Below are 23,863 nucleotides of genomic sequence, written 5' to 3'. Positions count from 1 at the left end.
ACATCATGCAAAATACCTCTTTTTTCACTATGTTAAAGTTCAGAATCAGAAGTTGAATATTTACAATTACAGGAACTCTTCTCAGGCAACGCCTCTATCACATCGGATATTACATCCTGTAATCTCTCATCGACATCTGCAAGGGTATCCAGTACCTCGCTGACGGTCATTTTGTTATTACCAAGCCCACAGGCATCATTCGTGACAGTGCAGATGGATGCGTAGCACATGTTCATTTCCTTTGCCAGGACGACCTCAGGCAGACCTGTCATACCCACTACATCACCGAACTGCCTCATCATACGGATCTCAGCCTTTGTTTCAAAGCGTGGTCCTTCAGTGCATACATAGACACCCTCTGAAAAACCGATATTCCTTTCCTCAAGGGAATCCTTCATAAGGTCACGTATAGAGGGACAATAGGGTTCACTGACATCAACGTGTACAGTCTTTTCATCGAAAAAAGTGGATGGCCTGTTCTTTGTAAGGTCTATGAAATCATCAGGCAGGAAGAAACTTCCAACAGGATGGTTCTTCATGGTCCCCACTGAATTGGTGGAAATGACATTCCTGACACCCAGTTCATGTATAGCATGGATATTAGCCCGATAGTTGATCCTGTGAGGAGGAAGATGTCCATTATCACCTGAATGCCGGGACATAAGGAGCACATTGCGGCCACCAATGACCGAGATACTGACCGGGACCTTTCCATAGGGAGTGCTTACCTCAAGCTCTTTGGATGGACCCTCTGAGCTAAAAGCAACACCTCCGATAACCGCTGCAGCAAGGTCCGTTTCCTGATACACTGTATCATTTGCCTGCATTTTTAGAACCTTTTTTCCTTCTGTCATTTGAACCGGGGTTATTCGATATCCTGATGCCTGCAAGTGCAAGGATGATGGCAAACACTATCGAATACACGAACAACTGCAACCCACTGACCATATCATTGCTACCTGTGAGTACAGGACTCATTGAGGTGAGATAACTGGTGGCTCCCCAGAAAAGGAAACCTATGGATAGTATGAAGAAAGCAGGTACGAGATACCTGTTAATGGGCTCTCCACGCTTTTTACTATCCACTATCTTGCCTGTATCTGCAAAGAGCAGTGCCAGGACATAGATCCATATGGTCTTGTGGACGAAAGCAGTAAGCAAAGGGATCATACCATAGTACCAGATACCTTCTGCAGTATAGAGTGACCAAACGTCCCTAAGACCCAGTATGGTTCCGATGACTACAAGGAAAGCCGCTATTGCATAGGTGAAGAAGGTCAGCCTTCCTGAATAGAAAGAATCCTTTAGTTTCTCCCAGTAAAGATCCACCGTATCGCTGAATCCCCTGTAAAGCATATAAAGACCAATAGCTGCAAGGATACCGATGATCGCACCCTGTGCGTAATCGATCAGCAGGAAGAATGCATATATGAGAGAGGCAAGTCCCAGCGGTACGAAGAATGTCTGGGATATCTTGGGATCGTTGAATGCGTGTTTGATGATATAATAGGTACTTTCCAGATTGGCACTCTGCATTACAATTACACGCTTAACAGAATCGATCTTGATCCGTGACTGGACGATAGGCAGCAATGTCTCGTCCTCTGCCCCATCGGATACGAATATCGCGGACTCTGCCGGAAATTTCTTAAGGATCATGTCAAGCTGGTTCGCTATCTTCTGATCGGAGATGATACCTATGTTCTTATCTCCTGCAAAGGTGACTATCTCAGCATCCACACCCTTTGCAAGCAGCTCATCAAGTATCTTCACACCACCGAATATGGTATTGGTGTCCGAATCCTCGGGATCTGCTGTGGCCAGTTTCACAGCTGCCTCTATGTTTGCTTCCTTACCGATAAGAGGTGCCGTGACATTTGCCTTGTCCCCAAGATCATTGTCCCTGTCAATACAGATAACCAGTGTTTGCATGAAACTCCTGTTGCATATTTATAACGAAAATATAAATAGATTCTGATAAAACAGTATCTGCAAGGAACTTATAAAAGATAGAAAAAGTTCAGTGAAACTATGGAACGATCCGCTCGATCAGCATACGAGCCCATTCGAGCTTCTTTTTCTTGATAGGGTTGACATCCAAATCATCAAAGTCAAAACCTACAAGGGTTATACTGGCTGCACCGAATTCCTTTGCCAGATAGACACACCTGTCACCATCACTGAAACCACCGAAATTATAGACATTTTCCAGCGGAGCTGCCTGCGTACTGCCTACGATACTGCTAAGCATCGGAACATACGCCTCCAGCTTATCGATGTTGTCACCGTGCCCGTGTACCACCATCAGGGAACCTTCCTTATTTGCAAGGATCTCCTTCTCAACATCCCCATCCAGATCCGTCACTATGATGTCAGGAACTATTCCCCTGTCCATTAATACAGCCGTGGCTCCGTCAGCAGCAATTATAGTGAAAACATCCGGGTCAATGAGTTCAAGTTCATCCCGAAGAACCGGGGCATTACCGCAGACAAGGGTATCCCTGCCTTCGACAAGCTTCCTTATCTCTGAGATAGCGACCGAGTTGGAGGGACCGAGCATACCAGAGAGGATGAGAGCTGCCCGCTCATCACCTTCCCTGCTAAAGCCCATGTCCTTTAAGATGGACTCGTAAATGGGTTCCCATTCATTGAAGTCCATGTAAACTCATTCCATCTTTGTTATGCCGATGGTCATGGATATACCTTCAACATCCCAGTCCTTCTCAAGGGAGCCTGAAGTATCCACATCAAGACCGATTACCTGTATATTGGCACGGGTCTCTTTTGCAATATACTGCTCACGATCCAGCACAAGGTCAAGTACCCTCTCATCATTGATCTGTATATGGGTCTTGATGTTGTCATCAACTGCAAGATTGAGCTCTTTCCTCATATCCTGTACCCTGCGGATAACTTCCCTTGTGAAACCCTCGGATTCGATCTCACGGGTAAGGTTGGCATCCACATAGATGATACCTGCAGTTGACTGTGCGCTTGCAACCATTTCAGGCAGTGTTTCCTCAAAATTGACCATTTCAGGTTTGATGGTAACTGAAACGCCAGCTACCTCAAGTTCATACTGGTCCTCAAGTGCCAGTGCCTTCTTCAGTTCAAGGGCATCTGCCTGCTTTATTGCACCAATGACCTTTCCTGCATCGCCTTTGAATACAGGACCGATGGCACCGGGGTCAGGATTTGCCTCGAATCCAAGTTCATCCCATGCCTCATCGATGCCGGTGAGAACTATGTCCTTGGAATTGGTCTGGTCCATAAGTACAGACTTAAGCTCGGTCACAGCATCTGCTGCCTGCTGGCTCACAGGTGTGAGCACGATACGTGATACAGGCCACCTGAGCTTCCTTCCTACCTTCTGACGTGCATTGGATGCTGATTCTACAATTGAACGCACCATGTCCATGTGAGCTTCAAGGTCCTTGTCAACAAGGCTCTCATCCACCTGTGGCCAGTCGTTCATGTGAATGGTTACCGGTGCATCAGGGTCAACATTCCTCACAAGGTTCTGGTACATCTCCTCTGCAAGGTGTGGCATGAAAGGAGCAATGACCTTTGCAGTGAGAACGAAGACATCGTACAGTACACGATATACTGCCAGTTTGTCAGGGTCATCAGCCTCTACCCATGTCCTTGGTCTGATAAGCTGGATATACCATCTTGAAAGGTCCTCGAGCACGAACTCATTGATCGATCTCAGAGCCCTGTGCAGTGTGCACTTTGACATGGCATCGTCCACATCAGCTACAAGTGACTGTGCCTTTGAGAGTATCCACCTGTCCTCTTTACGCAGATGCGGTTTGACGGATTCCAGTGATACCTGTGCAGGGTCGAACTTGTCAAGCACCATGTAAGGTAATGGGAAACGGTACACGTTCCAGAGGATGTTCAGTGTCCTGTGGATATTCCTGAGCTCATCCTGTGCGAATTTCAGGTCATCCCAGGGAGCACTTGATGATAATACGAAACTTCTGAGAGAATCCGCGCCGAACTCTTCAATGACATCGCCAGGTGCAACGACATTGCCGAGACTCTTGGACATCTTCCTGCCTTCACCGTCAAGGGTAAAACCGTGCATCAGTACACTCTTGTAAGGTGCCTTTCCGAAGGCCACCATACTGGCACCCAGCTGTGAATAGAACCATCCGCGTGTCTGGTCCTGTCCCTCTGTGATGAAGTCTGCAGGCCACCATTTGTCGAAATCTTCCTGCTGTTGCGGGAAGCGCAGTGTCGCCCATGATGCCACGGCTGAATCGAACCAGACATCGAAAACATCCTCTACACGCTTCATCTTGCCACCGCACTCACAATCCAGCATGATCTCATCCACATATGGCCTGTGAAGTTCTATGTCATCAGGAACACCGGACACCTGCTGAAGCTCTTCCTTGGTACCGATAACATGCATCTTATCACAGGTACTGCACTTCCAGACAGGTATTGGGATACCCCAGTATCTCTGACGGGATACACACCAGTCACGTGCTCCCTCTATCCAGTCCTTGAACCTTGCAGAGCCTGCCCATTCAGGATACCACTTGACCTGAGCGATCTCATCGAGCATCTGGTCCTTGAGCTCACCGATCTTGATGAACCACTGTTCTGTTGCCAGATAGATGATAGGGGTCTTACAACGCCAGCAGTGTCCGTACCTGTGGTCGATGGTCCCTTCTGAGAGAAGTCTTCCACGTTCGATAAGGTCCTCGATAACAACCTTGTTTGCCTCACGGATATGCATGCCTGCATATTCCCCGGCAGCTTCGGTGTAACGTCCGTCGGAACCTACCGGGCAGAATATTGGAAGACCGTTCTTCTTTCCTACTTCAAAGTCGTCCATACCGTGGCCAGGTGCTATGTGTACACAACCTGTGTTCTCTGCGGTTACGTAATCTGCAAGATAGATGCCATGTTCCATCTCTGCCTGTCTTGGCACCATGTCAGCCAGCGGACTTTCGTATGATAGTGATGTCAGATCCTCACCAAGCATTGTCTCAAGGATCTCATAATCGGTATATCTTCCCTTCCTGAGCACGTTCTCCACAAGTTCGGAAGCTACAATGAGTATCTCTTCATTTCCATCAGCAGCTATTGCCTTTACCTTCGCGTACTCGAATGACGGATGGACTGCCACTGCAACGTTGGATGGTATGGTCCATGGAGTTGTGGTCCAGATAACGACAAAGGAGTTCTCCTCACCCTTTATCTTGAACTTGACGAATATTGAAGGATCAGTCCTGTCCTCATATTCCACTTCAGAATCAGCAATTGCTGTTTCGCAACGTGGACACCAGTTGACAACACGTTTACCCTGCTCAAGGAGATTCTTTTCCTGTGCCTGTTTCATGGTCCACCATGCAGCCTCTATGTACTCATCCCTGAGGGTCATGTATGGGTCCTTCCAGTCAAGCCATGCACCAAGCATCTGGAACTGGTCGGTCATGTCATCCTTCTGGTTCAGTGCGAATTCCTTACACTTCTCGATGAAATTGCCTACACCATATTCCTCGATATCCTTCTTTGATGTGAATCCAAGTGCACCTTCCACCTTTACCTCGATAGGAAGCCCATGCATATCCCAGCCTGCACGATCAACGATGTCAAAACCATTCATTGAACGGTATCTCAGAATAGAATCCTTGATGATCTTGTTCCAGGCAGTTCCAAGGTGGATATGTCCGGTGGTGTATGGCGGTCCGTCTACGAAAAAGAACTTCTTTGCACCCCTGCGGTGCTCACGTACTTTTGAATAGGCATCGGCCTCTGCCCAGAGGTCATGCACCTTCTTCTCTATTGTCTTTGGATCGTATTGATTGGTGATCTCCTCTATCATTCAGGATTCTCCATGTAAAGGTCAATTATATAGTTAGTATATGATCGTAATTGTGATATTCCTACTGCGATATTTGATTTAAATATATTGCATTGACATAGCCGGTTGTTTCATATGATCAGATACTTTTTCAAGTAAGGGCATCACGGATCATACTTAAAAGTTTCGAATTATCGTATCCCTGCAGAGAGAAAATTGAATTCAAAAAGAAAAAGAATAGATGAGATGATATCCGAAAAAGGATATCAGATCTCCTTCACGATACGGAAACCGACATAATCAGCGCGGCTTCCTTCACCGATACTGTCCCTTACAGCAGAACGACAGTTGTCCTCTGCATTTTCCCAGCTTCCGCCGCGTATAACTCTTCTGTCAACGCCGCCGAGCCATGCACTTCCATCTTCCGGCGCACCATTATAGCTGCTGTGGTATTCGTCTTCCACCCATTCTGCAACGTTACCGTGCATGTCATAGAGACCCCATGGATTTGCTTCCTTCATACCGACAGGACGTGTCTTATCCTCTGAATTATCATCGAACCATCCATAGTCGACCATCAGAGCAGAATCATCACCGAATGAGAATGCTGTATCGGTTCCGGCCCTGCATGCATATTCCCACTCAGCCTCTGTGGGCAGGCGATATGACTCCGTGCCTTCCATTCCATTGAGCTTCTCTACGAACTCATTGGCATCCACCCAGGATACCTTCTCAACAGGAAGGTCATCACCCTGGAATTTGGATGGATCATCTCCCATCACTGCTTCCCATTGTTCCTGAGTGACCTCATATGCACCCATATAATAATCGTATCCTATGGATACATAGTGCACAGGCCTCTCATCCTTGTCACTGTATCTTTCGTCATCAGAAGCACCCATGTAGAATTCACCTTCAGGGACCTTCACGAACTCCATACCAATAGAATTGGTATAAGTACTGTCATCCACCTCGGCCTCCTCAGGTTCAGTATCAACTATGGTTTCTTCGTGTTTCTCTTCGATACCATCATCACCGGAATCAGTACAACCACTGCCAATGACCGCTATCATAACAATGATAGCCACAATAAGTGTCATGTATCTTTTGTTCATAACCTACCCTCAGTATAACAACCTAAATATTATTTGTTCTATTCCTGCACGTGATTTAAATTCTTTGGTTTAGTCCTGATGCAACAAGAATAGTACAAATAGAACAGATACGAAAACGATAGAAATTGAAGATAAGAATAAGAAAAAATAAGTTAGAAAAAATATGTTCCAATTGAATATACTAACGTTCAGTCATGTACACGGGAAATAACCAGGGTATAGGCACCTTTACCTGAAAGGTGCCTGATGAATCTCCAACCACCCTAACGCTTCCGCCCAACCGGAACTGTAGTAATCGTTGGTGGTCATGCAATATAAATCATACTACTGCTACCACTACAATGCCAGTATATGCATTCACAAACCATATCACTGGTTTGTAACAGACGGTTGTCCTTTCTCAAGAAGCATATCCTTGCATCTCTTAAGGTCTTCCGGGGTATTAATGTTAAGAGCGAATTCCATATCATCCAGAACAAGGCTGATGTATTCCTGTTCATTTTCCACATCATTGCCATCAAGTATGTTGATGCCCGAGGGTACTATCAATTTCCCGTCCCAGTTGAAAACGGTGTCCGGCCTGATGCCCAGACCTTTACAAACATGGATAGGAGAGAAAATGGACATAGCAGGTTTGCCACACTCCTTATATTCCCCTATCACCTTTTCGAGGAGATCAGGGTTCAGAAGTGGCAGGTCGGCCATAAGGACCATAAGTGGCTCTGTTATCCCGGCAACTTTCACTGCATATACCATATCACCGACGTAATTACCGCCACCTGTATGGATGACCGGTATCTCACCTGCATATTCCTTTTCCACATAAGATGCGGTGTCAGGTGTTGCAGGGGACACAGCAACGAATATCTCATCTATACTTTCGGTTTCTTGCAGGGTTTCCAATACATAGGATATGAGAGGTTTTCCTAATACCTCGACGCAGGGTTTTTCCCCCATACCAAGCCTGCTTCCAAGTCCACCAGCCATTACAATAGCTTTCAAACAATACCTCCGTACATTAGTACCAGTGTGACGGTTATCAATGCTATTATCCTTCCAAACTCGTTGGAAGCACCAATAACATCACCATTCACACCACCAAAATGCCTGTTACTTACATTAAGCAGCACAAACGTTGCCACAATTGCCGCCAGGAAAACAAATATACCTGATATTCCAAGACCAAAGTACATTGATGCTCCAACACAGGCAATGCTACCAATTACAAAACCTATAAGGTATTTAGGTACTGTGGTATTGTTCACGAGTATGGAACCCAGACCCTCGTGGATGGACTTCCCGAATGCAGCTACAGTCAGCATGGATTGCATGGCACTTACTTCCGATACGAACATAGCAAAGAAGAAAATACGCGCCAGGTCTGCAGTTGTTGAATACAGGACACTTGCTTCATCATACAATGAAATGAGGGAAGCGTAGAGTGCAAGGATAATAAGAGCAGCATAGGCAACTCCGCCGATACCAAGAGACATGTCCTTGAGCGCCTTCAGTTTCTTCTCAACAGAACCATGTGCGGTCAGTCCGTCACCAAGGTCGGCCACACCGTCCAGGTGATTGAGACCGGTAATATAGTAGATGAAAGCGATCATAAGGACCGCACTTATGTATACAGGCAAAAAGCTAATGAGCAGATATGCCACTGCACCCATCATCAGACCAAGGACGATACCAACGACCTGATGCAGATATGTTCTTTTGAAAAACTCATCCAGTCCTTCCATGGTAATTCCAACAGGAATTGTTGAAAGGAAACCGAAACTTGACTTAAGGGCTAATAAGAATCCGGTCATCCTGCGATCACATCACTTTCAGGTTCTTTTTTCTCAGGTTTCTTCGACAGGGCAGCTGCCTCTGCCATCGCCCTTGTATACATGCTTGCAGATACGCCACCAATAAGTCCCCCGATGACATCATCCATGAAAGGACCGAGCTCTGCAAGGATACCTGGCTTCTGTTTATCAAAACGTACGAACTCGAACGTACCTTTGTCACCACTGATGTATCTGGATATACTCGTTCCGAGAACCTCATCGGCAATTATGAATGTCAGGTCCTTTTCATAGGAACTCTTGCTGATGTTAGGTAGTCTTCCCTCACGTCCTTCTTTTTCCAGCAATACTCCTGAATATATCAGTAAACAGAGGTTCGGATCGGAGATGGCGATGTCAAGCTCCTGAAGGAACTTTGCCTCCGCAAGCTCCCTGGTCTCTATACCCGGATGAGGGGCATATAGTTCCAGTGCAGCATCAACAAGCATCTGAACCGTTATTCCTTCTTCTTCAAGGATCTCGATTATATCCCTGGTGATCTCACCTTCCAGTTCCTTTGACTGGTCTTTCTTAAGGTCTTCTGATTCGATATCTGATAATTTCATTGCCATCACTTCGGGGAATTGTAAATATCAATATCCTGGATGATACGCCGCAATTATGAACAGACATACCACGATAGCTAATAGGGACGCTATCATTATTATCCAGCTTGTAAGTTTGATGTCTTCTGATGCAGGATGATTATATCCTTCACCAAGCACATAGGTGTTCGGTTTGTCAAGTTTTACTTTAAGTGCACCGGCTATTGATGCCATAGGATATCCTGAGTTCGGGGACGGGGTTTTCATCCCATCTCCGAATCCACTCCTGAAAGCATTCCTGAAATCCAATACCTTCACCTTTCGGTAAAAGATATCAAGGACCAGTGTTGCTGCAGAGAGTAAAAATACGGAAATACGTGCTGGAAGCCAGTTGAGTACATCATCCAGCTTTGCAGAGAACCATCCCATATCCCTGTGGCGTTCATCCATATACCCAACCATGGAATCAAGGGTGCTTGTGGCCTTGAAAACGTAGGCAGCTATCAATCCGTAAGGTCCGAAACATGCATAGAACAACAGAGGAGTGAGTATTCCATCCACATAGTTCTCTGATGTCGTTTCAATGATAGCCGAGGAAACATGTCCTTCATCCAGCTTTGAGGTATCCCTGCTCACATACATGGAAAGCTTCTGTCTCGCTTCATCAAGTCGGCCGGCATCCAGTTCGGTCCTGACCTCAGTAGCAGCACCATAGAGACAGCGTATAGCAAATGTTGCCTTAAGGAAATAAGCAGCAACAAAGTAGCGTATTGGAGAGGGTATTACTTCAAGGCCGAATATGTACAGTACAATAAATGCTATGGAAACACCGAACAGTATGGTGACAAGCCCCATGAATATCCCATAGAGCTTCCTGTTAGTGGCCGGAACATTCCTTTTGAAAAAAGCGATAAGCTTTCCCATCCAGACAACCGGATGGACCGAGGCCGGCGGCTCATCGAATATCAGATCAAGGGCATAGGCCAGCAACAGTACTATCACAAGATCCATTGCATCTGCCTGTACCGGCAGTATCATAGGTTCTTCTCCATAACACTATCCCATGCTTTCTTTATACTTTCTTTGTTAAGTCCTTCAGCTGTGAACACTGATAACAGTCCATCCACAACATGTTCATCATGAACGATCTTACAATTTAGACAGCTCCATACCTCTCCTCCACTGGAACTCTCTATCCATTCACCACCTGTCCGGGAGTCCTTGCACGGGTAGAAGGGACAGAAACAGAAAGTACAGTCCTGACCTTCAAAGTGACATGAATAATAAGGGCAATCAGTATTGCTGCCCATGCGACCACAGTCTGCAGCAGCTTTCAGGTTATCTTCCAGTTGCATCCTGGCCTGTTCCCTGCCCCATTCAGCTATAGCCTCGCGGACAGTGGATGCAATGCGCTCATTCTCTTCCCTTGTACGTATAGCTATCCTGATGTAATCTCCGCCAATATCCTGGAAGGAGCTGCAATCACGGATCAGCACTCCATGTGAGGCCATACGTTCTGCAAGTTCAGTTGAGTCCATGGAAAGCTCGGAAATGTCAACAAAAATGTAATTCACAGTACTCTCAATAGGTTTAAAGCCCCTTCTTGAGAGTTTCTCCATGAGGAAATCACGCTCCTTTGCGATGAGATCCCTGGAGTCTACCAGATATTTACTGTTCACCCCACCTTCCATTCTCAGAAGGGCCGTGGCAACAGTATCGGCAATGCATCCCATGTTCCATGACAGCCTTGCATTATTAAGGACAGAGGCAAACTCCTTAGAGGTGACTCCGAATCCCATCCTTATTCCCGGAATAGCGAAGGCCTTTGTCAGGGAGCGCTGGATGAAAAGATACTCATTATCCTCAACAAGATAAGCAACACTCTGCTCCGGATCTGCCAGTTCGATGAAAGCCTCGTCAAGGAAAAGAATGGTCTTATGCTCAGCACATTTCTCAGCGATCCTTTCAACCTGCTCCTTTAAGAGCAGTTTTCCCGTTGGATTGTTTGGATTACATACAAAGATCATCTTTGCTTCATCAAGAAGCTTGCCATCGAGATCGAGGATATCTTCCTGGTCGATGTACTTTATCTGTGCTCCCATAACCTTACACTGCATCTCATATTCACTGAACGTTGGTTTTGGGATGAGCACGATGTCACCTTCAGAGATGACACATTCTGCAACAAGCCTTATGATCTCAGTTGAACCATTGCCCGGGATTATATTCTCATACGTTGTTCCCATACCCACAAAATCTGCTGCTGCATTCCTGTATTCAAGATATCGGTTATCAGGATACTGTTCCAGTTTCTCGAGTCCTTTCCTGAGAAGTTCCTGCATATCGAGTTCCGGTTCATCCTGCTCAAAAGGTGTTCCAAAAGGATTCAGACTTGCACTTGCATCCAGCATCTCTGATTCAGGTATTCCGTACTTCTGGGAACTTTTTCTTATCAGTCCGCCGTGGGCACATGGCTCAAGGCTTTGAAGATATTTCTTTATCGGGAGCGGTAATCTTTGTTCAGTCACAGTGATCAAAGCATGTAGTTAACAGGAAATATATTAAGCTGTTCAATTGATCCAAAACAGGATCAAAGCAACGGCACAATAATTTCCTTCCATGCCCTCCTTATATTATCGTCAGTGTCTCCGTCTGCCATAAGTGCGTCAAGCACGCCCCTGGCAACTTTTGGTCTATGCAATAAAGTGCAATGTTCGCAGCTCCATACCTGTCCACCCGTGGTACTCTCGATCCACTTTCCACCTGTCCTTTCATCTTCACATGCATAGAAAGGACAGAAGCAGAATGTACAATCCTGTCCTGTGAAATGACATGGATAGTACTCACAGGTGCCTCTTCCGGCTGAAGCAGAGGAACCCTGTTCAATGGTCTCCTCAAGCTTTTCCCTTGCATCCTCCTTGCTGAGCTCAGCAAAGACATCATCAAGGGTGCGGATCAATCTCTTGAATTCGTTCCGGGGTCTGACAGATATTCTCACATACCTTTTCCCTGCATTGAAAAGGTCACTACAGTCACGGATAAGTATCCCATGGGAAGCAAGTCCTTCAGTAAGCCTTTCTGAATCCAGGAACAGGTCATTTATATCAACCAGAAGATAATGTGCACTGCTCTTTAAAGGATCGAAACCATATATCCTGGAAAGACGCCTGCTAATGTAGTCCCTTTCTTTTTTGATCAGATTCCGTGACCTTGAGATATATTCCGAGTTCTCACCATTCCCCATAGAGAGAAATGCAATTCCGATAGCCTCCTCTGATGCGCCTATATTCCATGAAAGGCGGGCAGAATTCAGGATATCAGCCACAGGTCGGGATGCAATAGCATATGCCAGTCGAATACCCGGCATGGAAGCTATACCGGAGACCGAACGTATAACCAGAAGATGATCATTATCATGTACAAGTCCAGCAACACTCATACCCGGATCGGAAAGTTCTATAGATGATTCATCAACTATGAGAAGAGTGCCGTGTTCTGCACAGTTACGTGCAAGGTTTGCAAGGAACTTATATGATATCAATTCACCTGTAGGGTCATTGGGATTCTGGATGATAACGACCTTTGCCCGTTTCAGTGTCATCTTCGGGAGCGTTAACATTTCCTTTGTGGTAAAGGAATGTACATGGGCACCGAAAACCTCAGACAGATGTCTGTATTGACCTGATGAAGGAGAGGGAACTATCACAAGATCCTCTTCATTTACAACCGACTGGACCGCAAGACGTACAAGTTCACATGAACCGTTCCCGGGAACTATATTCTCAAAGGTGGTCCCGCGTCCAATGAAAGCTGCAGCAGCATTTCTGAGCTCAAGATATCTGTTATCAGGATACTGGCCGATCTTATCGACCGAAGTAAGGATAATTTGTTCAATATCGTCCTTTTCACCTGAATGATCGAAAGGTGTGCCGAGAGGATTTAGATCTGTGCTGAAATCAAGAATATCTGATTCTGGAATGTTTAATTTTTCAGCAAGATCATAAGCCCTTTCGCTGTGTTTCTTTGCCTGCAGTGCAGGCAAATAAGGCTTCAAATGAAGTGGGAAATTTTTTCGGTGCACACTTATCAACATGTGGTTACGCAGAGGAGATATATTAAACTATTCAAGTTGAGTTGTGCTAGAGTCCGCAATTTAGGACTTCAAACGAACTTCAAATGGACTTCAGAGGATAAACCAATAAATAGGAGTAACACAGAACTATCTGAAGTTATTAAAGTACGTATTGGAGGACATATTGATGGCAGATGAGATCGATTATAAGATAATTGGAAATGAGATGCAGCTTGTGGAGATCGAGCTTGATACAGATGAAGCCGTAAGGGCAGAAGCAGGTGCAATGATGTACATGGGACCGGGGATCAAGATGGAAACATCCACAGGTGGCGGGCTCCTGAAAGGTTTCAAACGCGCATTGACAGGCGAGAGCTTCTTTATCACAAGTTTCATTCATCAGGCAGCAGGTAAGGGCTATGTAGCCTTTGGTGCACCATATCCTGGAAAGATAATTGCCCTTGACCTTGGTCAGTTCGGTGGCAGTTTCCTGTGCCAGAAGGACTCTTTCCTCTGTGCTGCAAATGGTATAGACATCGAGATCGCACTGACCAGGAAAATAGGTGCAGGACTCTTCGGAGGAGAAGGTTTCATACTCCAGAGACTTAAGGGGGACGGACTGGCCTTTGTACATGCAGGAGGAACTATAGTAGAGAAGGACCTGGCACCGGGAGAGACCATCAGGGTGGATACAGGGTGTATCACAGCCTTTGAGGAAAGGGTAACCTATGATATACAGTGGGCAGGTGGATTCAAGAACGCACTCTTCGGAGGAGAAGGACTGGTACTTGCCAGCCTCACAGGTCCCGGAAAAGTATACCTTCAGAGTCTGCCGTTCTCACGTCTTGCAGACAGGATAGTTGCCGCATCACGATACCACACAGGTTCACAGAAAGAGGAATCCTCAGGACTTGCAGGTATTGGTAGTGATGCTCTTGGCAGCCTGCTTGGCGGGGACCGCTAATTCCAGGATATACACATCAAAAGTGGAGAAATAACATAATGAGATTGTTCGCTATTGCAGACCCGCATGGGAACTACTCTAAGATAGAGGAATTACTGAGAATTGCAGGAAAGGTAGATGTGGTGCTTATTGCAGGTGACATCACAAACTTCGGACCTGATGAGAAGGCACTTGAACTCTTCTCAATGTTCGACCAGCAGGTGCTTGCAGTCCCGGGTAACTGCGATCAGCGTTCAATAATAGAGCTCATAGGTGAGTCTTCCGCAACCGACCTGCATGGGAGGTCGGTCACTATTGAAGGTGTCAGGTTCATAGGAATGGGAGGGTCCAACCCAACGCCATTCTGCACTCCCTTCGAGATACAGGAATGCGATTATGAGGAAAGTCTCGGCAATGTAACAGAGCAGGAGGGTATTGATAATGAACCTCTGGTCATCCTCACACATGCACCACCTTTTGGGATACTCGATAATGTGGGAAATGAGCATGTTGGATGCAAAGTGCTCAATACATTCCTTGATAAAGCCGACCTTATGGTTTGCGGACACATCCATGAAGCAAGGGGTATTGTGACATCCGGGAAGACCACAGTGGTCAACCCCGGAATGGCAGCATTGGGTTTTGCTGCTGTTATAGACCTCGATATAAGTGCCGATGAACCCGATGTAGATGTAACACTCATAGAAGCTGGCGAGAAGATATAATAACCATCGAAAATATATCATAAAGCAGGTGATAACATGAAAGCAAAGATCTTGTTGATATTATTGATATTACTTTCTTTCACCGTCATCGGATGTGTCGATGACGAAGATGAGACTAACGGAATCGATACGGACAATTTGACCGGCGAGGATGTTGTCAATGAGACAGAAAATGAAACGGACATTGAAGATGTTGTTGAGGGAGATGCAGGCGAAGAAGAGGATGAAAAGCTTGAGATAAGGGAGTATGAAGGGGCAAAGACATATACGATATATATGGAGAACTTCCTGACGCAACCAGCTAACCTGGAAATCAATGAAGGTGACTCCGTGATGTGGTTCAACCGTAACGACCCTAAAAGGATATTCACACTTGTAAGTAATGAGGGTCTCTGGGAGAATAAGTCATTAGGATACAGATTGTCCTTCACTTATACCTTCAACGAATCAGGTACATACACATACCAGGTACCTGGATGGGAAGCAAGGATGAAGGGAACCATTACCGTTAAATAAGAAAGGATATTCAGGGAACCGGATGAAAGTAAGGACCATTAAAGAAGGAGATACTGAAGTACTGGTTCCCGTCCCCGAAGAAGGGGCTAATTTTGCTCCTTCTGCAGCACCTGTTTTTTATAATCCGGCCATGGAGATGAACCGTGATATCTCCATAGCTGCTACATCTGTTTTTCTTGAAGGGATCGAGCCTGACCCGGAGAAGATCATAACCTATGTGGATGCACTATCCGCATCCGGAATTCGTGGACTACGACTGGCGAAAGAGCTTGGTGTCCATACTACGCTCAATGACTGGAACGAGGATGCTGTTGGGCTCATACAGCAGAACATCGACAGACTGGATATCGGAGATCTGGCAATTGCAAGCCATAAGAACGCGAATGTCCTGCTACATGAGAAACACTTCAATATAGTGGACCTTGACCCATTCGGAACGCCTGCACCGTTCCTTGCAGCGGCAGCACGTTCCGCCATAAACCTTCTTGCAGTGACCGCAACCGATACTGCACCTCTTTGTGGTGCACACCTCAACTCAGGCATCAGGAAATATGCAGCCATACCATTCAACAATGAGTTCCATAGTGAGATGGGAGTGCGCATACTTCTCGGAAGGGTAGCAAGGGAACTCTCACTCCATGATAAAGCCATGACACCTCTGCTGTCACATGCCACAAGACACTACGTTCGCACATATCTTGAGATCAGAAAAGGTGCAAAGCGGGCTGATAAGATGTTAAAGGATATGGGGTTCATTGCCCATTGTCCTGCATGCGGTCACCGGGAAGCGATCAACGGACTTGCTGCACCTATTGAGAAGAATTGCAGCAACTGTAGTGGAGAGAACATAATAGCTGGTCCTTTGTGGCTCGGAAAACTGCATGATCCTGATTTTTGTAGCAATACTATCACCGAGCTGGAGGAGCGCAACAGTGGCACCAGCCAGATGGCAATAAAGATGCTTGAATTCTGCAGGGACGAACTCGATATACCCATGTTCTATGACCAGCACCTGATATGTAAGAAGCTTGGGGTATCGGCTTCCGGAATTGACAGGTTGATACAGGAAATCAGGGATAATGGCTTCCTTGCATCAAGGACGCACTTCAGCGGCACTTCCTTCAAAACGAATGCAAATATTACGGATATCGAGAGAATTATCTTGAATATCCGATAGAAATATATACTATTTTTATTCTAATGATATATATTAAAATATATAATACACGGTATTATGATACATTTTCAAACAAAAGGGTTCAAATTGCTTGTAAAGGGGATATATTATGACGAAAGAATATGCTGAACAACTTTTTTTACAGGAGAAACCAACTCTTGCCCTTCTGGCTATATGGTCCTTTCAAAAAACGTATGCATCAGTGATCACAAAAGAGATCAATTCAACTTTTGCCCATACGACCAAGATATTGTCTAAAATGGAAGAACACGGCCTTGTGAAGTTCACAGTTGAAGGACGTGTCAAATATGTAGAGCTTACCGATCATGGATTCCGGGTAGTTGACGCTCTCAAGAGCCTGATAATGGCCATCGAAGGAGAATCACCTGAAAGTGTCGAAGGAAGCGAAGGTGATGATCCAGACGCGCAGGAGACGGAAGCCTCGGAAGATGAGAAGAAGCTCACAAGAGACCATATTAACAGGTTACATGAACAGATAGTGTCCACATATGATGATCTTTTCAAAAAGAGTTCAGAACCGCAGGAAATGAAGATGAAGATCGGTCCTTTTAGCCGGGATATCCAGTTACTCTTAAATTCAATAGAGAAGAATGAAGACCTTATCGATGATGAAGGTCTGGATAAGCTCAGCGAGATACAGAACATCTTTGACACGGTTATGAAACAATAGAAAGGATAATAAAATGGTCACTGTTAAACTATTATTGAATGTTTATGGAAATAAGGAACGTGCACTGCATTCTGCTGAAGTCCTTATCAATAATGAATTGAATGAACTGGATGCCTCTGCACAATTCTCAGTATCGGATGATAACTGGATAGTTGTGGATATCAACGGAGAGGACAGCGAATTCGCATCCAATTTCCTCATCCAGAAATTCGGGACACCTGTTAAAGGGCTTACCAGGAATGAGACCTATATGGGCGTTATACGTCAGATACACGATAAAGAGATCGTTGTGGATGTGGGAACCCTTGTAACGATCCCGCAAAAGGCTCTCACGATACTCGGAAGTGGGACTGCTGCACAGATAGCCACACGTTTTGGCCTCATAAGGCACCTGCCTGTGAAGATCGAGATCACAGATGAGAAAGCCAAACAGGGTACTTTCACAAAGGAACAGGCAGACATCTGGTGGAGCTGGAAGAAATCAGAGCAGGACAGGGTAATAGCTAACTCAGTTACACGTTCTGAACTTAAAGCTGCCATCAAAAAGACAGGTCATTCAAGAGATATATATGGCATAGAAAGACTTGGACTTATGGAGCACATGATCACCTGCCGGGAGAAAACAGATGGACCAGGCATTGTTGCCGCCATCGGAAGGTTGGTCAAAGGTGAGCTTGGGGTTATCAGAACCCAGAAGTGAAAAATATCCATTATTTATACGTTCAGAGTACTACCATCTGGAAATGGCATGCATCGCAGTTGTCATCGCATTTGCCAAGCATCTGCATCACGCATTCCATACCCAGCTTTTCCCTGAAGATACCTTCAAAGACCCCCTGGGCAAAAGAACATAATGTTTTTTCCTCGATAGGTATGGACCTGCAATCGAGGAAGTTATGAACAGCGATCCTTATCGGGTCTTTGCTTAAGATCGTGAAACTTCCTATATCGTGATCTTCCCAGAAGTCCATCATCTCATCAATGATACTGCCCATATCAGTGGAGCTGAAGTTCCTGGAAATGCTGGCACCTACATCGTTTCCTATCTTTCTCATAATAGGATCGCAGTTAACACCATGGGCACGGAAACCATATTGCACAGCATGGAACAGACATTTGATGCAACCAAAGGAATTGACTTCATTGGAACTCATCAGATCGAGCATTTCCATATAATGCTTCATGCCCGGTTCCTGCGAACATGCAACGTACTGACACTTCAATGAATAGACCTTTTTCCTTTTGTCATTACAATCGACCGCCTCTTCAAGAAGGCTCTGTGTCTTAAGGTCATTGAGATGAACAGAAATAGTGGATTTAGCCTTGCCCGTGTGCTGAACGATCTCATCGAAGGACCTGCAGCCACCTTTAAGGAACTCAAGTATCTTTATCTTTACAGAACCATTAAGGGCAATAACCCCAACATCAGTGGAAAAAATGGCCGTATTGTCTCCGTTGTTCATGCAATACTGAATATTGCAGCAATATATTTAAATGTTCGCTGTTTAACGAATGAGTTATAAAACGACAGTCAAAGCCTATAAGGCCAATATGATCAGAAAATTGTGAGATAATGAGATCTTTTAAAAAAGCTATCCGTGTACCAATAGAAAAAGCAGAGAATATCAGGCTCATGATCGCCGACTCGGGAAAGCTTGACCCCGGCAGGAGGATCAGGGTGATCGGGCTTGAGGTACGCTTCCTTGAAATACCAGTTACAGAGGACATCGAGGAGTTTGAGACATACGATCAGGAAGACCCAGTGTTCTACAACAAATGGCAATCACTTGAAGACAGGATGAAAGGAAGTATTCCGGATGAGGAACTTGACCTCTTACCTTCAGGATGGCAGATACTTGGAAAAGTGATGGTCGTCACCATAGACCCAAAGATAGGGCACCTGAAAGAAAGAATTGCTGAAGCACTGCTTCAGATGTATCCTTCATGCGATACGGTGGTGCGTGACCTGGGAATAAGCGGACAGTTCAGGCTACCTCAAAGGGAAGTGATCATCGGGAACAGGACAGAGACCATAAATAAAGAGAACGGCTGCCTCTTCAAACTCGACGTGACAAAGGTGATGTTCTCCAAAGGGAACCTGCATGAGAAAGCCCTCATGAGCAACATAGGTGCCAATGAGACTATCGTTGACATGTTCGCTGGCATCGGCTATTTCACTATTCCCATGGCAGTCCATGCAAAGCCTGCAAAGATAATTGCCATTGAGATCAACCCCGGATCTTACGCATATCTTCAGGAGAATATAGCACTTAACCATGTGGAACACATAGTTGATGCACTGAATGGGGACTGTGCAGAACTCACACCAAAAGGTGTTGCTGACAGGGTGCTAATGGGCTACGTGAATACCACACACCATTACCTGGATCAGGGAATAGCTGCCCTGAAAGAGAGTGGCGGTATCCTTCATTACCATGAGACAACTCCTGAAAGCCTTATTTCTACAAGGCCAGCGGAACGTATCCGACAGGCTGCATCAAAGGCCGGCAGAGATGTTGAGATACTGGAATGCAGAAAGATCAAGAAATATTCACCGGGCGTATGGCATGTTGTCGTGGATGCCCGGATCACTTGAAGGTAAAAAGTCAGGGCTTTTACTACCACCATTCAGAAAAAGAGCTAAAGTAAAAGATATGTGTCATCTTTTCGGGCCGTGCCGGCTTCGCCGGACCCTCCGGGATGGTTTAAGTTATACATGATCCCGGATCAGTCAAACTCAGCATTACCTGCGTCCTTGTGTATCTAATAGTCCTGCAAAAATCATTGACTACAAAGAACAAGGCTACCATCCGCCGCAGGCGGCACGTTCCTTTACTACTAACCTGAAGACTACTAAAATAATACAGTTGTTTAAGGCTCAGAAGAATCGCTAAGTTCCAAGTTGAAATTAACAGGATTTCTACGAGCTAAAAAAAGAGAAAGATAAGATATCAGAGCTTTTTGACATCGTTGGTCAGGTCTGCATCGATGATGTAATCGAAATCAATGAACCCGGGCCAGTTGCAATTTATCAGCATTGACTGGAAGCAGACACCTATGATGAGCTTATTTTCAGCATCCTTCAACAGATCATCGACAAGCACTTTCATCTTTTCAGGTTCGACACCAATCTTAGGCATTGCCAGTCCACCCAGGAGGACAACAGTATCTGCAGAAGGGTCTGCTTTGTCTCCCAGTTGCATTCCATGGGATGAAGGGACTATCATGCGTGCCTCATCTGAACGAAGGTCAGGCAGGAACACGACTTTTTTATCAGTACCTCTGAGAACGAATGCCATGAGTTCGGCAAACGGTGTGCAGAAACCTACGGTTCCGATGAATGTGATACTTTTAGAATCGTTAACTAATTTCCTGAATTCTGTAAGCTGGCCACCGATACCTTTTGAAGTGCTTATGATCTCCATAACTATCTCCAAAAGGAAAAAAGTAATACAACCTTTAAGGTTGTATCGGTATTATTTGAGTATGTGAGAGAGTTTAGACTTCTTTTATGCCAAAGGATTCCAGGAGAATACCAGGGTTGATCCTTCCGCTTGTGAAGGACTTCTTGGTCTTGGTATCGTTCACTGTGATCTTGGCTGGTGCGAACATTCCTGCATCTACCTTGAAGAAGTCGAACTCTGCTTCCTTGAAGGTGGTGTAGAATGGCTTACCGAAGTCCCTAGAGGTTGTGGATGGTGCCTTCTTGACGAACTCCTCAAGCTGCTCAGCATCTCCGTGCTCGACGGTGTAGTAGGTCTCACCACAGTAGATGATACAGTCGTTGGTTGAACCCATGCACTTTGTGTCGTCACCGACCACAGGTGCGATAGGAGCTACACCGAAACCGCTCTTGATGGTGTTGATGTCGTATCCGATGGATTCGAGCTTGTGGATACCTGTCTCGACAACACGTGCTGAGATCTGTACGCATCCTGCAATTGAAGCTGTTGGTGCAACAGCGATGTAAACGTTCTCCGGGTCGACACTGCAGTGCTTTGCGATGTACTCGACAACTTCCTCATTTGGCAATTCGCCGGATTCCATAACAAGGACTGCAAACTCGGAATCGTCCTTGTAGCCTATTTCTTCGTAGAGCTCTTTTGGTTTAAGACCCAGTGCCCTTGCAGGACCTGAACCCATACCGAAGTACTTACCTACTGCGATTCTCCATCCTGCATACTGGGATGCCATACATGCGATGGTCGGGTGGTCGGTAGCTACCTGGATAGCAGGTACTGGAAGACCGTCAAGGTCGAACTTGGTGTAGCTGAGGTCTGCAAGGTCTGCAACACAAAGACGGGAAAGATACATTCCTGCATCGTATCCACCTTCTACATTCACACCACAGTCAATTACTGTAGCACCGTTATCAAGTTCTGTGGACTGGACCTTAAGTTCCTCTTCCCAGTCAAGCATTTCATCGATTATAGCTAATCCCTTTTCGTTGACACTTATCATGATATCACTCTAAAGCTGTTGATCGAGTGACATTAGGCACTGGAGAATATATAGTTAACGAAGTCAGGGTACTTGTATGGCTGTTTTGAAAAGGAAAATGATCTGAAAATAAAAAAATGAACTTATAAAGATCCCTTCTTGAGGGTCAGCCAGAAAACACTGCCCCTGCCTTCAGGATTGTCCGTCACACCGATATCCTCTTTGTGCAGGTCCATTATCCTTTTCACGATGGCAAGACCAATACCAGTCCCGCGTATGTCATCCTTGTGAAGACGCTTGAAACGGTCAAAGACCGCTGACTTACTGGGATCAGGTATCCCATCGCCCTGATCAGTGAAACTTATCTTCAGCTTGTCCCCATGACCTACAACATCTATGGTCACAATACTGCCTTCGGGGCTGTATTTTATGGAATTGGACAACAGATTGACGAACACCCTCTCTATCATAGGATTTGCAATAGCATGTGAATCGTCCTTCAGATCCAACCTGATATCCATACCCTTCTCACCGGCCTGATGCATAAAACTGTCAATAGTATCCTTTAGCATCGAAGCAATGTCGATCCTCACAAAATTTATATCGTCAACGGATTCCAGTTTTGCGAGATGTGCTGCATCCTCTATCATACTGATGAGTTTCTCAGTTGAATGATTCACATTTGATAGCAAACGTTTCTTGCTCTCATCTGACTCCATTTCAAGCAGCAGTTCCACAAATGATCTGATAAGACCTGCAGGGTTCAGGAGATCATGCCGCATGACATCAGTGAACAGGTCCTTAAGATCGTTCGAGCGTTTCAGTTCGGCAGCATATTCCTTTAACTGCAGTTCAGCTTCCTTCCTTTCAGTTATGTCCTCGCCGGATACCAGGATGCCGACCGTGCTACCGGAATCGTCAAGCAAAGGAGAATCGTACCACCTGTAGAGTCTCTCTTCACCTGTGCTTATAATGACTGGAAATTCATAATATTCATAGGCCTTCTCAGTACCTGAGACAAGTTTGTTATAGTGGTCATGTATATCGCCTGCCAGGTCATAAGGGATGAAGGAATCGACCCATTCCATTCCCAGCAGATCCGCAGAACTGTAACCAAGGAAATCAGAGCCTTTCTTGTTGATATGGACTATCTTGTGGTCAAGGTCCAGAACAGCAACCAGTACACCCACATAGTCCAGATATTGATAGGCCTTGTTCTTCTCTGTGAGAAGCGTGTCATGCTGCTCCTTTATCCTCAAAAGGGAGGTTATCTTCTTGTCAAGCTCGAACTTTCCCACGGGTTTCTTCAGGAACTCATCTGCTCCGGCATCGATACCTCTCTGATGATCGGCTTTGTCAGTAAGTGCAGTGACCATGATAATAGGAATGAAATCCATTTTGAACTCATTACGGATCACACGGCAGACATCATAGCCATCCATCTCAGGCATCATAACATCAAGAAGGATGAGATCAGGATGTTCGGTTTTGACCTTTTCGAGTGCATCCTTACCATTGTAAGAAGTTACTATGTCATATTCATCCTCCCCCAGATAAACTGAGAGTAACTCCACGTTCAGCGGTTCATCGTCTACAATAAGGATCTTGTGTTTAGCTGCCGTCATTCAACCTAGAATATAAATCTACATTTATATAAAGATGTCTAATTATTTGAACCAGTATTTCAGTGATCTAAAAAGAAGCATACTCTCCAAGTATGAATAACAAAAGAATATAACCGTCCCAGTAAACATTGGGAAATAATTAAATTATAGTATAAATAAATGTATGGTCATTGAATATTACAGAAATGTATGGTCATTGAATATTACAGATATCAGGACAGGAAAGACCAGGAATGATCTGCTATCAAGAATCCATAGCTTGCAACAGTGGTTTCAATATTATGCAACGAATTTACAACCTGTTGCGGTCAAGATATATCATTTGTTTCATCCCTCGTGTCAACTATCAACAGTGAGATGATCA

At 45.3% G+C, this 23,863-nt stretch carries 22 protein-coding genes; 7 read left to right on the top strand and 15 right to left on the bottom strand.

The genetic code is table 11. The features are described 5' to 3' along the window. Positions 1-32: 32 nt before the first annotated feature. The 11 genes from V7O63_RS08805 to V7O63_RS08755 all read right to left on the bottom strand — a co-directional run bounded on the left by V7O63_RS08805 (position 33) and on the right by V7O63_RS08755 (position 13,391). Positions 33-827, bottom strand: coding sequence for an MTAP family purine nucleoside phosphorylase (locus V7O63_RS08805; RefSeq protein WP_340818077.1), 795 nt, complete (start codon positions 825-827; stop codon positions 33-35). Further along, a complete protein-coding gene (locus V7O63_RS08800; protein ID WP_340818076.1) occupies positions 814-1,932 on the bottom strand; it encodes a DUF373 family protein in 1,119 nt (372 codons plus the stop codon). Before V7O63_RS08800 ends, V7O63_RS08805 begins: the two co-directional genes overlap by 14 nt. A 97-nt stretch (positions 1,933-2,029) precedes the next feature. Then, positions 2,030-2,659 (bottom strand): 6-hydroxymethylpterin diphosphokinase MptE-like protein, encoded by a 630-nt coding sequence (locus tag V7O63_RS08795; protein WP_340818075.1) that lies wholly within the window; start codon positions 2,657-2,659, stop codon positions 2,030-2,032. Between the two features lie 6 nt (positions 2,660-2,665). Continuing rightward, entirely contained in the window at positions 2,666-5,842 is a 3,177-nt protein-coding gene (gene ileS / locus V7O63_RS08790; RefSeq protein WP_340818074.1) for an isoleucine--tRNA ligase, read from the bottom strand. A 245-nt stretch (positions 5,843-6,087) separates the two neighbouring features. Next, on the bottom strand, positions 6,088-6,936 hold the full coding sequence (locus V7O63_RS08785) for a formylglycine-generating enzyme family protein (RefSeq protein ID WP_340818073.1): 849 nt from the start codon (positions 6,934-6,936) through the stop codon (positions 6,088-6,090). A gap of 369 nt (positions 6,937-7,305) precedes the next feature. Next, entirely contained in the window at positions 7,306-7,938 is a 633-nt protein-coding gene (locus V7O63_RS08780; protein WP_340818072.1) for an NTP transferase domain-containing protein, read from the bottom strand. Next, positions 7,935-8,747 carry an adenosylcobinamide-GDP ribazoletransferase gene (cobS, locus tag V7O63_RS08775; protein WP_340818070.1) on the bottom strand — a complete coding sequence of 271 codons (813 nt, stop codon included), beginning with the start codon at positions 8,745-8,747 and terminating at the stop codon, positions 7,935-7,937. Before cobS ends, V7O63_RS08780 begins: the two co-directional genes overlap by 4 nt. Further along, complete coding sequence (gene cobZ, locus V7O63_RS08770; protein ID WP_340818069.1) at positions 8,744-9,331, bottom strand: alpha-ribazole phosphatase CobZ; 588 nt, start codon at positions 9,329-9,331, stop codon at positions 8,744-8,746. Before cobZ ends, cobS begins: the two co-directional genes overlap by 4 nt. Positions 9,332-9,358: 27 nt before the next feature. After that, complete coding sequence (locus V7O63_RS08765; RefSeq protein ID WP_340818068.1) at positions 9,359-10,348, bottom strand: cobalamin biosynthesis protein; 990 nt, start codon at positions 10,346-10,348, stop codon at positions 9,359-9,361. Then, a complete protein-coding gene (gene cobD / locus V7O63_RS08760; protein WP_340818067.1) occupies positions 10,345-11,838 on the bottom strand; it encodes a threonine-phosphate decarboxylase CobD in 1,494 nt (497 codons plus the stop codon). The genes V7O63_RS08765 and cobD overlap by 4 nt, the downstream gene beginning before the upstream one ends. Before the next feature lie 62 nt (positions 11,839-11,900). Then, positions 11,901-13,391, bottom strand: a complete 1,491-nt coding sequence (locus tag V7O63_RS08755) for an aminotransferase class I/II-fold pyridoxal phosphate-dependent enzyme (protein ID WP_340818065.1) — start codon at positions 13,389-13,391, stop codon at positions 11,901-11,903. Positions 13,392-13,569: 178 nt separating this feature from the next. Between V7O63_RS08755 and V7O63_RS08750 the strand changes: the two genes are divergently transcribed. From V7O63_RS08750 to V7O63_RS08725, 6 genes are all read left to right on the top strand, one after another. Then, positions 13,570-14,346, top strand: a complete 777-nt coding sequence (locus tag V7O63_RS08750) for a TIGR00266 family protein (RefSeq protein ID WP_340818064.1) — start codon at positions 13,570-13,572, stop codon at positions 14,344-14,346. A gap of 38 nt (positions 14,347-14,384) precedes the next feature. Next, positions 14,385-15,050, top strand: coding sequence for a metallophosphoesterase (locus V7O63_RS08745; protein ID WP_340818063.1), 666 nt, complete (start codon positions 14,385-14,387; stop codon positions 15,048-15,050). Positions 15,051-15,086: 36 nt separating this feature from the next. After that, positions 15,087-15,566: a hypothetical protein gene (locus V7O63_RS08740; RefSeq protein WP_340818062.1), complete on the top strand. Its 480-nt coding sequence runs from the start codon at positions 15,087-15,089 to the stop codon at positions 15,564-15,566. A gap of 22 nt (positions 15,567-15,588) precedes the next feature. After that, on the top strand, positions 15,589-16,743 hold the full coding sequence (locus V7O63_RS08735; RefSeq protein ID WP_340818061.1) for a tRNA (guanine(10)-N(2))-dimethyltransferase: 1,155 nt from the start codon (positions 15,589-15,591) through the stop codon (positions 16,741-16,743). A gap of 109 nt (positions 16,744-16,852) precedes the next feature. Continuing rightward, positions 16,853-17,434: a helix-turn-helix domain-containing protein gene (locus V7O63_RS08730; protein ID WP_340818060.1), complete on the top strand. Its 582-nt coding sequence runs from the start codon at positions 16,853-16,855 to the stop codon at positions 17,432-17,434. Between the two features lie 13 nt (positions 17,435-17,447). Continuing rightward, entirely contained in the window at positions 17,448-18,134 is a 687-nt protein-coding gene (locus V7O63_RS08725) for a DUF2110 family protein (RefSeq protein WP_340818059.1), read from the top strand. Between the two features lie 22 nt (positions 18,135-18,156). Here the strand turns inward: V7O63_RS08725 and V7O63_RS08720 are convergent, their stop codons facing one another. Then, entirely contained in the window at positions 18,157-18,897 is a 741-nt protein-coding gene (locus V7O63_RS08720; protein ID WP_340818058.1) for an ArsR family transcriptional regulator, read from the bottom strand. Positions 18,898-19,007: 110 nt separating this feature from the next. Here V7O63_RS08720 and V7O63_RS08715 point away from each other — a divergent pair, with 110 nt between their 5' ends. Then, the gene (locus tag V7O63_RS08715) at positions 19,008-20,030 is read left to right on the top strand and encodes a class I SAM-dependent methyltransferase family protein (protein WP_340818057.1); all 1,023 of its coding nucleotides are present in this window, start codon (positions 19,008-19,010) and stop codon (positions 20,028-20,030) included. A gap of 355 nt (positions 20,031-20,385) precedes the next feature. Here V7O63_RS08715 and V7O63_RS08710 read toward each other — a convergent pair whose 3' ends face one another. The 3 genes from V7O63_RS08710 to V7O63_RS08700 all read right to left on the bottom strand — a co-directional run bounded on the left by V7O63_RS08710 (position 20,386) and on the right by V7O63_RS08700 (position 23,499). After that, on the bottom strand, positions 20,386-20,859 hold the full coding sequence (locus V7O63_RS08710) for a DUF2124 domain-containing protein (RefSeq protein ID WP_340818056.1): 474 nt from the start codon (positions 20,857-20,859) through the stop codon (positions 20,386-20,388). A 73-nt stretch (positions 20,860-20,932) separates the two neighbouring features. After that, positions 20,933-21,895: a methenyltetrahydromethanopterin cyclohydrolase gene (mch, locus tag V7O63_RS08705; protein WP_340818055.1), complete on the bottom strand. Its 963-nt coding sequence runs from the start codon at positions 21,893-21,895 to the stop codon at positions 20,933-20,935. 122 nt (positions 21,896-22,017) lie between these two features. Beyond that, positions 22,018-23,499 carry a response regulator gene (locus V7O63_RS08700; protein WP_340818054.1) on the bottom strand — a complete coding sequence of 494 codons (1,482 nt, stop codon included), beginning with the start codon at positions 23,497-23,499 and terminating at the stop codon, positions 22,018-22,020. Positions 23,500-23,863 lie beyond the last annotated feature (364 nt).

Origin of the sequence: Methanolobus sp. WCC4 (assembly GCF_038022665.1) — an archaeon.
Taxonomy (GTDB): Archaea; Halobacteriota; Methanosarcinia; order Methanosarcinales; family Methanosarcinaceae; genus Methanolobus.
This window is presented reverse-complemented; position numbering and strand designations above follow the sequence as displayed.